Annotated in this window: 10 protein-coding genes; 7 read left to right on the top strand and 3 right to left on the bottom strand. The window is 68.6% G+C overall.

What is annotated here, in order from left to right:
- The first annotated feature begins 36 nt into the window (after nt 1–36).
- Nucleotides 37–1,539: a S10 family peptidase gene (locus G3M62_RS10180; RefSeq protein ID WP_165186717.1), complete on the top strand. Its 1,503-nt coding sequence runs from the start codon at nt 37–39 to the stop codon at nt 1,537–1,539.
- Between the two features lie 32 nt (nt 1,540–1,571).
- On the opposite strand, the gene G3M62_RS10185 is transcribed toward G3M62_RS10180, so the two are convergent.
- Nucleotides 1,572–2,849: an aminotransferase class V-fold PLP-dependent enzyme gene (locus G3M62_RS10185; protein ID WP_205691982.1), complete on the bottom strand. Its 1,278-nt coding sequence runs from the start codon at nt 2,847–2,849 to the stop codon at nt 1,572–1,574.
- Nucleotides 2,850–2,996: 147 nt separating this feature from the next.
- Nucleotides 2,997–3,479 carry an Lrp/AsnC family transcriptional regulator gene (locus G3M62_RS10190; RefSeq protein WP_165186719.1) on the bottom strand — a complete coding sequence of 161 codons (483 nt, stop codon included), beginning with the start codon at nt 3,477–3,479 and terminating at the stop codon, nt 2,997–2,999.
- A gap of 320 nt (nt 3,480–3,799) precedes the next feature.
- Here G3M62_RS10190 and G3M62_RS10195 point away from each other — a divergent pair, with 320 nt between their 5' ends.
- Together G3M62_RS10195 and G3M62_RS10200 are read left to right on the top strand one after the other, a co-directional pair.
- Nucleotides 3,800–4,768 carry an ornithine cyclodeaminase family protein gene (locus tag G3M62_RS10195; protein ID WP_205691983.1) on the top strand — a complete coding sequence of 323 codons (969 nt, stop codon included), beginning with the start codon at nt 3,800–3,802 and terminating at the stop codon, nt 4,766–4,768.
- 25 nt (nt 4,769–4,793) lie between these two features.
- Nucleotides 4,794–6,095: a metal-dependent hydrolase family protein gene (locus G3M62_RS10200; protein ID WP_165186720.1), complete on the top strand. Its 1,302-nt coding sequence runs from the start codon at nt 4,794–4,796 to the stop codon at nt 6,093–6,095.
- A gap of 1 nt (nt 6,096) precedes the next feature.
- Here the strand turns inward: G3M62_RS10200 and G3M62_RS10205 are convergent, their stop codons facing one another.
- Complete coding sequence (locus G3M62_RS10205) at nt 6,097–7,581, bottom strand: S10 family peptidase (RefSeq protein WP_165186722.1); 1,485 nt, start codon at nt 7,579–7,581, stop codon at nt 6,097–6,099.
- A gap of 334 nt (nt 7,582–7,915) precedes the next feature.
- Here G3M62_RS10205 and G3M62_RS10210 point away from each other — a divergent pair, with 334 nt between their 5' ends.
- The 4 genes from G3M62_RS10210 to G3M62_RS10225 all read left to right on the top strand — a co-directional run bounded on the left by G3M62_RS10210 (nt 7,916) and on the right by G3M62_RS10225 (nt 12,957).
- Nucleotides 7,916–8,302, top strand: a complete 387-nt coding sequence (locus G3M62_RS10210) for a RidA family protein (RefSeq protein ID WP_205691984.1) — start codon at nt 7,916–7,918, stop codon at nt 8,300–8,302.
- A gap of 279 nt (nt 8,303–8,581) precedes the next feature.
- Nucleotides 8,582–9,910, top strand: a complete 1,329-nt coding sequence (locus tag G3M62_RS10215) for an APC family permease (RefSeq protein ID WP_165186724.1) — start codon at nt 8,582–8,584, stop codon at nt 9,908–9,910.
- Nucleotides 9,907–11,055, top strand: coding sequence for an aminotransferase class V-fold PLP-dependent enzyme (locus tag G3M62_RS10220; protein WP_165186725.1), 1,149 nt, complete (start codon nt 9,907–9,909; stop codon nt 11,053–11,055). Before G3M62_RS10215 ends, G3M62_RS10220 begins: the two co-directional genes overlap by 4 nt.
- Nucleotides 11,056–11,307: 252 nt before the next feature.
- Nucleotides 11,308–12,957 carry a M61 metallopeptidase family protein gene (locus G3M62_RS10225; protein ID WP_165186727.1) on the top strand — a complete coding sequence of 550 codons (1,650 nt, stop codon included), beginning with the start codon at nt 11,308–11,310 and terminating at the stop codon, nt 12,955–12,957.
- The last annotated feature ends 136 nt before the right edge of the window (nt 12,958–13,093 follow it).

Consider the following 13,093-nt stretch of genomic DNA (forward strand, 5'->3'; position numbering starts at 1 on the left):
CCGGCGCGACCGGGCAAGGGGAGACCACGTTCGATCATGAAGACCGCGACCACCTGCGCGCTCGCCGCCGTCCTGCTGTTCACCGCCCCGGCCCTGGCCGCCACGCCGGACGCGCCATCCGCCCCCGCCGCCGCGGCGCCGGTCCAGCAGGTCGCCATCACCAAGCACAAGGGCGTCTTCAACGGCCAGGCCGTCGCCTACACCGCCACCGTCGCCGACTATGTGGTCGCTGGCGCGGACGGCAAGCCGGGCGCGTCCATCGTCACCATCGCCTATACGCGAGACGTCAAGGACGCGGCCAAGCGGCCGGTGATGTTCGTCTATAACGGCGGACCTGGCGCCTCCTCGTCGCCGCTGCACCTGGGAGCCCTTGGGCCGATGCGGAAGGCGGCGGCCGATGCGCCCAAGGACGCGCCGCCGCGCGACAACCCCTTCAGCCCGCTGGACGCCTTCGACCTGGTGTTCATCGATCCGGTGGGCACCGGCTTCAGCCGGCCGTTCCCGGGCGCCGACACCAAGGCCTGGTACTCGCGCTCCGGCGACGCCAAGGCCGTCGCCTCGGCGATCGAGCAATGGCTGAAGGCCAACAAGCGCGAGGCCTCGCCGCGCTACATGACCGGCGAGAGCTACGGCACGACCCGCGCCGCCATGATCCTCAAGGAAGCGCCGAACCTGCATTTCGACGGCGTCGCGCTGGTCGCCCTGGTCGGCGACGCCAAGGGCAAGGAGATGCCCTATGTCGCGGCCTTGCCGACCATGGCCGCCGGCGCCTGGTATCACCAGCGTGTCGACCGCAAGGGCCGCACGGTGCAGCAAGCGTACGACGAGGCGCTGGAGTTCGCGCGCGGCGACTACGTCAAGGCGCTCATCCAGGGTTCCAGCCTGCCGCCGGCCGAGCACAGGCGCATCGCTGAACGGATGTCGGAGCTCACCGGCCTGCCGGTCGATCTGATCGAGTCCAAGGACCTGCGGCTGTCCAAGAATGACTTCATGTTCAACCTGCTCAAGGACAAGACCCTGCGCACCGGCCTGCTGGACGTGCGCGTGACCGCGCCGCTGGAGCCCGGGCAGGAGGGGTCGATCGACGATCCCGCGCTGGGCGTCATGCCCAAGCGTGCGGCCGGCGCGCCGGCGGTCGACAACAAGTCGTTCAATCCGGCCAGTCTGGGCGCGATCCCCAATCCGGCCCTGGGCCGCTACCTGACCGAAGACCTGAAGTTCAAGTCGGCGGAGCCCTACTACGCGCTGAACTTCATCGTGAACTCGGCCTGGAACTACGAGGGCGGCGGCGACGTCAACGACGCGGTGGGCGAGGCGATGAAGGCCGATCCGAAGCTGCGCCTGTTCTGGGCGGCCGGTCTCTACGACCTGACCACGCCCGCCTACGCGGCGCGCTATACGCTGGACCACGCGGGCATCCCCGTCGACCGGCTGACGGCGGTCTATTTCGACGGACCGCACGGGGTCTATGACGGGGACGACAACCTGGCCAAGTTCAACGCCGCGCTGAAGGCCTTCGTGGCGGCCGGTCAGCCCTGACGGCGAGGGCCGCGTCCCCGGGGGACGCGGCCTCAGGCCGGCGGCGCCTTGGGCAGTACGCTCAGCAGGCGGTCGATGTCGTTGGCGTCGTTGAAGGCGGCCAGTGATACGCGGAAGCGGTTCTGCGAGACGGTGATGGTCACGCCGGCCTTCTTGAGCGGCTCGCTCAGCTTGGCGCGCGCGTCCTTGAGGGCGAAGGCGACCAGCTGGGTGCGGCTGTCGAGCGGAGTCAGCGGCTCGTAACCGCGCCGGCGCAGGTCGTCCTGGACCATCCGCGCGAGCGGTTGGCGGTGGGCCTGCAGGCGATCGACGCCGACGGCCTTGATCCAAGGCAGCGAGTAGGACAGCTGCACCATGCCGGTCCAGCCGGTGGTGCCCGCGCCAAAACGACCCGTCGCCGTGTTCGCGCCGGCCGCATCAGCCACGGTCGAGCCCGGCGGATCGTAGGGGAAGACGTGCGACTGGAAGCTGGCGACCTGCTCATAGCCCCACCAGGGCCGCGCGATCTTCTCCTGGATCTCCTTGCGCACATAGAGGAAGCCCAGGCCGAAATCGCCCATCAGCCATTTGTAGGAAGACGCGGCGGCGAAATCGACGCCCGAGGCGCGCAGGTCCACGGGCACGACGCCGGCCGCGTGGACGATGTCGGCATAGACATAGGCGCCATGGGCATGGGCCAGGTCGCAGACGGCCTTCAGGTCGTGCTCGAAGCCGTTGGTCGTCGAGACCAGGCTGATCGACACCAGCTTGGTCTTGTCGTTCACGGCCGCGGCCATCTCGTCCATGTCGATGCGGCCGTCCTGGGTCATCCGCAAGGTGACCACGTCCATGCCGGCCTTGCCCAGTTCCCCATAGGTGTAGAACGAGCCGAAGAAGTGCAGGGCGTCGGTGACGATCCGGCCGCCGGCCTGCGGAAAGCCCAGGGCCTTGAGCACCAGGTTCTCGCCCATGGTCGTGGACTGGATCACGCACAGCTCGTCGGGCGTGGCGCCGACCAGCTCGGCGAAGGTCTGGACGGCCAGCTTCTCCTTGGCGCCGTAGCTGTAGTCGGGCGTGGAACCGTCGCGGGTCTTGTAGCGGAGGTATTCCTCCAGGGCGGCCTTGGCGCCCAGCGGCATGGGGTGGGTGGCGCCGGAGTCGAGATAGGTCACAGGCATCTTGGCGAACGCGGCCTTGGCGGGCAGGGCGATCGGCGTCGAGGGCAGGGCGGACGACGGGGCGGCCGGGGCCTTGGCGGGCGCGTCGGCGGCCCGGGCCAGGGTGGGCGACAGGGCCGCGGCGGCGACGAGGGCGCGTCGGGTGAACTTCAACGGACGTCTCCTGAACCGGCCTGCGCCGGGCAAGTCGAAAGGCTAGCCGACCCGCGCGGAATAGTCCGTTCGTTGTCGGCCCCGCGCCGGACCGCGCGTGGATAGCCTATCTCGTGCAGGCGCGCGGAGCGCATCGACCATGCGCGATCAGCGGAAGCCGCGCGCCTTCAGCGGTACGGCGGTGGTGCTCTTGGTTTCGGTCAGGGTGACGATGGAGCGCACGTCGACCACGCCAGGCAGCTTCAGCAGGACGTGGAAGATGAAGTCCTGGTACCACTTCACGTCCGGAGCGACGATCTTCAGCATGCAGTCCATCTCGCCGAACACGGTCCAGCACTCCAGGATTTCCGGCGTGTTGCGGATGGCTCGGTGGAATTTCTCGCGGTCCTCGTCGTTCAGCGTCGTCATCTTCACCTGGGCGAAGATCTGCATGGTGAAGCCCAGCTTCTCCTGGTCGACGATGGCGACGACGGCCTTGATGTAGCCTTCCTCGCGCAGGCGCTGGATGCGCCGCCAGCAGGGCGACTGCGACAGGCCCACGCGTTCGGCCAGTTCCGACGACGACAGCGATGCGTCGCGTTGCATGACCTCGAGGATCTTGAGGTCGATGGCGTCTGGCTTGAATGACATATCCTATGTTTCCTCACGTCATTTTTTGCATTGAGCATGTGGCCGGGCGTTTGGATGCGCAAGTGTTAGCTGTTAGGTGAGTTTTCCGTGATGTCGGCCGTCGGCGCCTATCGGTTGGGCCGAGGCGCCGCTTCGGCGCCTCTCCGCCGTGCGTTTTCAAGGCGCGAAGGGCGGCTTGGCCGCGAGGATCATGCTGGCCTGGTGGGCCGGCCGCATGGCTTATGCGCCTGTCTTTCCTCCGGACGCGGAAATCACAAAGATCAGTCGCCCGGGTCAGGCTAGGCTGGCGCCAGGCGGCCATTGCAAGGAATGAGGTCGGGATGAGCGCGCTGAAAGACCGTTCCCTGATCGTGCTCGACGCGACGGCCGTGCGGCGCATGCTGACCGTTTCGACGGCCATCGCCCCGGTGCGCGAGGCGATGATCGCCCTGTCCAGCGACCGCGTCCGCCAGCTCCTGCGCAGCTTCATCGCGCTCGATGCGGGCAAGACCTTCGCGATCATGCCCGCCGCCTTGCTGGACGCTCAGGTGTTCGGGGCCAAGCTGGTCTCGGTGTTCGGCGACGGCCAGGGGCGCAAGGCGCATGAAGGCGTCGTGGTGCTGTTCGACGGGATTGGCGGCGCGCCGGTCTGCGTGGCCGACGCCGGCGAGGTCACGGCCATCCGCACCGCCGCCGCCAGCGCCGTGGCGACCGACGCCCTGGCCCGTCCCGACGCCGACCGCCTGGCGGTCCTGGGGATCGGCCGCCAGGCCGCCGCCCATATCGAGGCCATAGCCCAAGTGCGGTCCCTGACCTCGGTGGCCGTCTGGGGTCGCGACGCCGGGCGCACGCGCGCCTTCGCCGAAGACATGGCCACGCGAACCGGCCTGAAGGTCGAGGCGGCGTCCGACGTCCAGGCCGCCGTCGCCGACGCCGCGATCATCTGCACCGTCTCGGCCGCCGTCGACCCGATCCTGAACGGGGCCTGGGTCGCGCCGGGAACCCACGTCAACGTGGTCGGCTCCAGCGGGCCGATGGCCGCCGAGATCGATGGCGAGCTGGTCCAGGCCGGCCGCTTCATCGTCGATCATCGCGAGCATGTGCTGGTCCATGGCGGCGAGTTCCTGCGCGCCAAGGCCCAGGGCCTAGTCGGCGACGAGGCCATCGCCGCCGAGATCGGTGAGGTGTTGGCCAGCCATGCGCCGGGTCGCCAAGGCGCGGACCAGATCACCGTCTACAAGTCGCTCGGCCACGCCGCGCAGGACTTGGCCGTCACCGCTTGGCTCTATGCCCAGGCGCGCGACGCCTGAACGCCATCCATCATCGGGAACGCCCATGAAGATCCGAGCTCTCGCCGTCGCCGCCGCCGTGGCCTTGTTGCCCGCCACGACCTGGGCGGAAGACCTGGTGGTCCACGCCGGCCGCCTGCTGGACGGGGTCTCGCCGACGCCGCGCGCTCAGGTCTCGATCCTGGTGCACGACGATCGGATCGTCGGCGTCCAGGACGGCTTCACGGCGCCGGCCGGCGCGCGCGTGATCGACCTGTCCAAGGCCACGGTGCTGCCGGGCCTGATCGACACCCACACCCACGTCACCTATCGGCGGGGCGGTCTGACGACCCAGCTGACCGGGTCGCTGCTGGACGACGCGCTGCATTCGACGGTGGCGGCGCGCAAGCTGCTGATGGGCGGCTTCACCTCGATCCGCAATGTCGGGGCCGACGGGGGGACGGACGCGGCCCTGAAGCGGGCCATCGAGCGCGGCGACGTGATCGGCCCGCGCATGTGGGTGTCGCTAGAGCCGCTCGGCCCGACCGGCGGCCACAGTGATCCGCGCAACGGGATCGACGAGTCCTGGCACAACGACGACTGGGGCAACGAGGTGATCGATAGTCCCGAGGCGGCGATCAAGGCGGTGCGCGAGCATAAGCGACGCGGGGCCGACCTGATCAAGATCATGCCCTCGGGCGGGGTCGGCTCGATCGGCGACGATCCCAAGCGCATGCTGATGACCGAGGCCGAGATCAAGGCGACGATCGACACCGCCCACAGCCTGGGCCTGAAGGTCGCCGCCCACGCCCACGGTAAGGCGGCCATCGACACGACCGTGCGGCTGGGCGTCGATTCCATCGAGCACGGCAGCTATGCCGACGCGGAGTCTTTCAAGCTGATGAAGGAGCACGGGACGTACCTGGTGCCCACCGTGCTGGTGGGCCGGCTGGTCGCCGACATGGCCCGCAGCGCGCCCAACCAAGCCAATCCCGGCTCGGCGGAGAAGGCGGCGGCGATCGTACCGATCATCTTCAAGATGCTGCACGACGCCAACGCCGCCGGGGTGAAGATCGCCTTCGGGACCGACGTCACCGGCCTGATCCCGTTCGACGCCAACGCCCGCGAGTTCAAGGTGATGGTCGACGCCGGGGTGACGCCGTCCGACGCCATCTTCGCCGCCACCCGCAACGCCGCCGACCTGATCGGGGCCTCGGACCGCATCGGTTCGATCCAGGCCGGGCGCTTCGCCGACATCGTGGCGGTGTCGGGCGATCCGCTGGCCGACGTCACCGAGCTGGAACGGGTCAAGTTCGTGATGAAGGGCGGCAAGGTCTATCGCGACGACCTGGCCGCCGCCGCGCCCTGATCTAGGCCGGCGCGCCGCCCGTGACGAAGGCGCGGATGTCGTCGGTGAAGGCCTTCAGGCTGGGCAGGTGCGAATAGGCCATGTGGCCCCCCACGTACTGGCGCAGGAACACCCGCTCGCGGGGGAAGTCGCTGCTGGACACCAGATAGCGCGCCGGGCCCACGGTGGTCGTCAGGTCGTAGATGCCGGTGCCGACCATCAGGCGGAACTTCGGATTGGCCTTGAAGGCCTTCTGGATCTGGGCGGGATAGTCGTAGTCCCAGAAGGGGCCGCCCATGCCGCCGGTCGGGCTCCAGGTCCAGGCGTCGGAGCCGGGAGCGATGTCGCGGTAATCGGACAACGGCCAGGTCACGCCCAGGCTCTTCAGCTGTTCGGCGATCATCGGCGCGATGGCCCCGGTGATCCGACCGGCCGGATCGACCGGACGCGCGCCTGGCGCCGGAGCCGGGCCGGTGTAGCGGGCGTCGTAGGTTCCCAGGATGAGGCCTTGGTCCTTCAGCAACTCCCGACCGAAGGCCACCTTGCTGATGACCAGGTCGTGGGCGAGGTAGTAGTCGACGCTTATGCCGGTCAGGGCTTGCAGCTTTTCGGCCATCTGGCGACGCTCGGCGGCCGGCAGGTCCTGGCCCTTGGCCAGCGCCAGCAGGTAATCGCTCATGGCGAAGGCGTAGGTCTTGTCGATGAACGCCGTGGCTGACAGACCGCCGGTGTCGGCGCGACCGTGATAGGCGGCGATCGAGGCCAGCTGAGGCAGGTTGGTGGCGTAGGACACGATGTTGCGCGCCCGCTGGCTGGTCTCGATCATGTTGGCCGCCTGACCAAACAGGAAGACGCCCTCCAGCGGCATCACCGCCGACAGCTTGCCCGCCATCAGCGAGGCCCGGACGGTGCCGTAGCTTTCGCCCAGCACGTATTTCGGCGAGGCCTCGCGACCGTTGGCCTTGCTCCAGGCGACCACGAAATCGGCGATCGACTGGGCGTCGCCGTCAGCGCTGTAGAAGCGCTCGCGCGAGCCGGCCGGAGCGATGCGCGAAAAGCCGGTCTCGGCCGGATCGATGAAGACGAGATCGGCGACATCCAGCACGGTGGCGTCGTTGTCGACCAACTGGGGCGGCGGCTGCGGCGCCTTGACGTCCTGGGCGATGACGACGCGACGAGGGCCGAGCGCCACGGTGTGCAAGGTCGCCGACGAACTGCTGGGCCCGCCGTTGAACACGAACAGCACCGGCCGCGTGGGTGAGCCTTGAGCGGCGACATAGCTGGTGGTGACCAGGCGCAAGGTGGCGGCGCCCTGGCTGTCGACCAGCACGGTCTCGCCCACCGTGGCGATGTAGTCGACGCGCTTGCCGTTGAACACGCCGCGTCGCTTGGCGACGAACGGTCCGCCGGCGCGGGCGTCTTCGGCGTGAGCGGGCAGGCCGCTGGCCAGGGCGCCGGCTCCCAGCATCGCGCCCGTCAGCAGAGCGCGCTTGGTCAGGGAAGGCATAGGTCCAATCTCCACGTCGTCGACTCGTCGAGCCTATCGGGAGGAGGGGAGATTATCTTTGCATTCTCGCTGACCCGAGCCGGCGGGGGCGCCCAACCTATGCGGCCGGTTCGATTTCGACACATGGATGATGCGGGCGATGTTCAGGAGGCGGCGCGGGGAGGTCACGCCCCGTTCTTTGAGGCGCATGGCCTATGTTCCGAGCCGTCACGCATAATCCATGCGCGACTTGTGTGAACGACGACCAGAACGCCAGGCTTATGCGGCGTGGTTCTGACAGATAGAGCGACCTGTGCGGGCGCCGAAAGGCCTCCGCGAAGTTTCGGAGCGCCGTATGGAAATCGTTGGACCGCCCCTGACCGGCCCCGCGGGGATGATCCTGCCGCTGTCCCAGGCCGTCACCGTGGGAGACCTGGTGTTCGTATCCGGCCAGATCGCCTTGCGGGACGGCAAGATCATCGGGCGCGACGTGGCCGAACAGACCGAGATCGTCTTCGACGGGATCGAGTCCATCCTGACCATGGCCGGCTTGACCCTGGGCGACGTCGCCAAGACCACCGTCTGGTTGGCCCGCGCGCCTGACTTCGGTGAGTTCAACCGGGTCTACGCCGCGCGCTTTGGCGATTGGCGGCCAGCCCGTTCGACAGTCGTCAGCGCGCTGGTCTTTCCAGAGGCCCTGGTCGAGATCGAGGTGATCGCCGCGCGCCGCGCCGCGCGCTGATCGCCATTCGTGAACGCCCAAGCCAAGCTCTGACCTAATCGCGCAGAAACTATCCGCCCTATTGAGCCGATGAGACTAATTCGTCCGCGCGTCGCGATGGTGAGGGCAAGTTCGAATAGTTGATGCGAAGCCCTGGTCCTATGCTGGCCGCGCAAGACGCCGCGTCCGCGCGGCCGACCCTGGGGGAGTGGACATCGGCGATCATCGTGGTCGCGGCGGTCGCACGCCTGGCGTGGGCGGCCTGGGGCGGGCGCGAGATCCTGGAGTGCGCCCGACACGATGACCGGCCCTGTTTCCACTTCCCCGCCGGCCTTGAAGCACGGGGTCGGCCTTGTCGACCTGGTCATGCTGGGCGCCGGCACCGCGATCGGCGCGGCGATCTTCTCGGTTCTGGGGCCGGCCAGTCAGGTCGGCGGGGCGGGGATCCTGATCTCGGCCGGGCTGGCGGCGATCCCGATGATTGTCTTCGCCCTGGTCTATGCCTACATGGCCTCGGCCCTGCCCAAGACCGCGGCGTCCTACGAGTGGCAGCGCATTCTGACCAAGCCGTGGATCGCTTTCGCGGTGGTGTGGATGCGCATCCTCAGCAACGCGGTGGTGATGATCGTGCTGGGCCGGGTTCTGGTCAGCTACCTGTCGATGGTGATCGACCTGCCGGCCGCCCCCACCATGCTGGGGCTGTTCTTCCTGATCTTCTGCCTCAACTACGTGGGCGTGAAGGTCGCGGCCCGAGCGCAGACGGTCCTGATGGTGCTGCTGCTGGCGGTGTTCGCCGTGTTCGTGGCGGCGGGCGCGCCGCGCCTGCAGCCGCATCTGTTCGTCGAAGCCGTCGGCGGCGGCTGGGGTCCGATCCTGGCGGCCTTGCCGCTGATGATCCAGCTGTTCCTGGGCATCGAGACCGCCACCGAGGTCGGCGAAGAGGTCCGTGATCCCAAGACCACCGTGCCGCTGGGCCTGGCCCTGGCGCTGCTGCTGACCGTCGTCGTCTATGTGACCATCGCCTTCACCGCGCTCAGCCTGGTGGGACCCGCCGGTCTGGCCGCCAGCAAGGCGCCGCTGCTGGCCGCGGCCGAGGTCACGTTGGGCGGCTGGGCCAAGCCCCTGATCGTCGGCGCGGCCGTGCTGGCCCTGACCAAGTCGATGAACGCCATCTTCCTGGTGTTCACCCGGTTCCTGTACGCCATGGGGCGTTCGGGCGTGTTGCCGTCCGGCCTGGGCGCTCTGCATCCCAAGTTCGGCACGCCGCACCGCGCCACGATCGTCGCCTTCGTCTTGACCGCGGCGTGCGTGGTGCTGCCGTCCAGCCTGCTGTTCCTGCTGCTGGCGGTGAACATCCCGACCATGATGAAATACGCCGGCTCGTGTCTGGCCGCGTTCAACATGGCCCGCCATCACCCCGACCTGCACGCCCAGGCCCGCCTGCCGTTCAGCCGCGTCGGTGTCCAGGCCCTGGCGGTCGCCGGGATCATCGTGGCCGTCATCGTCGCGGCCCTCGGGCTGGGTTCGGACTGGCGACCCTACGTGCTGCTCGCCGCCTGGTTGGCGGTCGGCATGGTCTACTACGTCGCCACGCGCGGCCGACAGGCTCGGGACGAGGCGGCCGCATGACGCTGGTCGTGGATCGACCCCTGGGCGCGGCCCGTCGCGCCGACTTCGGCCCCATGGCCCGGATCCATCTGGACTCGGCCTACATGCACCCGATGAGCCTGGGCGCGCGCCGGGCCCTGGACCGTTATGCCGAGTACCGCATGGGCGGGGCGGCCAATTCGCCCCACGACGACGCCACGGTGCGCGAGTCGGTCCAGCGCATGTTCGCCACCCTGATCGGCGCCTCGCCCAGCGAGATCGCCTTCGTGCCCAGCACCATGGCCGGCGAGAACGCTGTGCTGTCGGCCCTGGGTCTCAGCGGCGGCAAGGGCAGGGTGGTCACCGACGCCCTGCATTTCACCGGTTCGCTCTATCTCTACGAACGCCTGGCCGAGAACGGTCTGGACGTCGAGGTGCTGCCGGCCCGTGACGGCCGCGTCGACCTGGCCGACCTCGAAGCGGCCCTGAAGACGCCGACCGATCTGGTCGCCGTGTCGCTGGTCTCCAACTACAACGGCTTTCGCCATGACCTGGACGCCGTCTGCGACCTGGCCCATCGCCAGGGGGCGCTGGTCTATGCCGACATCATCCAGGCGGCGGGGGCGACGCCCTTCGACGTGAAGACGTCCGGCGTCGATTTCTGCGCCTGCGCGACCTACAAGTGGTTGATGGGCGATTTCGGCGTCGGCTTTCTCTACGCCCGCGCCGACCGCCTGGACCGCCTGGATCCGACCGCGTTCGGTTATCGCCAGGTCAGCGAGATGATCGCCCAGCCCGAGGCCGATCCGCCCGTGCTGTGGCGGGCCCGACCCGACGCCATCGGCGCGTTCGGCATGGGCACCACGGCCGATGGCGCGGTGGCCCAGCTGCATCATTCGCTGGACCATATCCTGACCGTGGGGGTCGAGGCGCTGGCCCGCCACCGTACGAGCCTGCTGGCGCCGTTGCGCGAGCGGCTGATCGGTCTGGGCGCCCGGATCCTGACGCCCGATGACCCGGCGACTCCGATCCTGGCCTTCGCGCCGCCGCGCCTGGCCGAAGCGAGCGCGCGACTGGCGGCCGCCGGCGTCTTCGCCTCGGTCTACGAGGACCGCGTGCGGGTGGCGCCGACGCTGTTCAATGACGCCGACGACATCGACGCCCTGGTGGCGGCGCTCTGGGGCTGACCTCAGGGGCGCAAGGATTATGCAAAGTTCGCGGGCGAGGGCAGGGGCGCGAATGACTCTTGCGCCAAGGCTGTCGTCGGCGGTTAGGTCATGCGTATTCGGTCGTGACGGCGTGATCCTAAACTCGAAGTAATTCAAAGTCTTGCCGCGAAGGCGGCATAGTCGAGCGAACGAAACAGGGCCTTGGGGGCGACGATGTTGAACCGCTTTTCGATGATGACGTGCGCGGCTGTTCTGGCGCTGAGCGCGGGCATGACCCAGGCCGCCGAACCGGCCCTGCCAAAACTGAATGTCCAATTGACGCCTCATGCCGAGGGCGGTGCGCAAAGCTATATGGCCGTGCGCGAGACCCTGGAGGCGCCGAGCCTGCCGGCGGGCGGGGTGCTGGTGCGCCTTCCGGTGAAGCTGGTCGGCATTCCGGGGTCGCAGTTGCTGGGCGATGGGCTGACGGCGCGCGATGCGTCGGGTCCCCTCTCCTTGACGGAGGAACTGGAGCCGCCGACCCCGCAGGGCGGCTACCGCCATTGGAAGGTCTCGCGCGCCACGGTCGGCGACGTCGTCGTCGACTACCGCGCCGCGCCCCGCCAGATCAGCGCGGCCACCAACAACGGTCCGCTGTTCGACCTGCGCGAGGAAAGCGGCGGCTTCGCCGGGGCCGGGGTGACGTTCCTGGCCGTTCCGCCCGGCGAGCGTCCCTATCGTCTCGCCGTGGACTGGGACCTGTCGCAGGCGCCGAAGGGCTCGCGCGGGGTCTCGTCGCTGGGTGAAGGTCATGTCGAGACGGTGGGGCCGGCCGAGCGTCTGGTCTTCTCGTTCTACGCCGCCGGCCCGCTCCAGACTCTTCCGGGGCAAAGCGACGGCTTCGGGCTCTATTGGCTGAGCCCGCCGCCGTTCCCGGCCGACACGCTGGGCGCGCGCATCAAGACGCTGCACGCCGCGATGGCCAAGTTCTTCGGCACGAGCGATTCCGCCTATCGTGTCTTCATTCGCCAGAATCCCTATGCGGGCACGGGCGGCACGGCCCTGCCGAGCTCCTTCATGTTCGGCTATCGCGCCAGCGACAAGCCGACGCTGGAGGCGCTGCAGAGCCTGGTGTCCCACGAGATGGCCCACAACTGGCCGGCCATGCAGGGTGAGCACGGCGACACCGCGTGGTACAGCGAGGGCACCGCCGAATTCTATTCGATGCTGCTGTCCTATCGGTCGGGCCTGCTGTCGCTGGACGGTTTCGTCGACTCCCTGAACGACAAGACGGCGGCCTACTACACCAATCCCTATCTGCGCCTGACCAACCCCGAGGCGGCGAAGATCTTCTGGAGCGATCCGACCGCCCAGACCGTGCCCTATGGCCGGGGCTTCCTCTATCTGGTCGACACCGACGCGGCGATCCGCGCCAAGTCGGGCGGCAAGCATAGCCTCGACGACGTGGTCCAGGAGATCTATCGCCGCCAGAAGGCCGATCAGCCCTATGCGATCGAGACTTGGCTGGATCTGGTCGGCAAGGAGATCGGGGCCGACGCCGCCAAGGCCGGCTACCAGGCCATGGCGAACGGCGAGGTCCTGCATCCGGCCAACCGCTTCGCCGGTTGCCTGGTCGCCAGCCCCAAGACGATGCGGATCTTCGAGCTGGGCTTCGATCGCGCCTCGCTGGCCGACGCGCGCATCGTGCGCGGCCTGAAGGCCGGCTCGGAAGCCGACAAGGCCGGCGTGCGCGACGGCGATCAGATCCTGACCGAGAGCGGCCTGCTGGAAGCCCGCAAGGACGAGACCCGCGCCCTGACCTTGACCCTCAAGCGCGACGGGGCCGAGCGCACGGTCACCTTCCAGCCGCGGGGCGCGGGCGTCGAAGGCGTCGTATGGGCCAAGGGGCCTGGCGCGAACCCGGAGACCTGCCGGTTCTGAAGTCGGGTCGCCCCGTCGAACACGAGTTCGGCGGGGCGTCATGACGATTGCGCCGCTTACCCAAGCTTCACATAGACGATGCTTTCCGACGCGGCGGCTCGCATAATCCATGTATGTCGCCCACGCGACGGTTCGA

Source organism: Caulobacter soli (assembly GCF_011045195.1).
Taxonomy (GTDB): domain Bacteria; phylum Pseudomonadota; class Alphaproteobacteria; order Caulobacterales; family Caulobacteraceae; genus Caulobacter; species Caulobacter soli.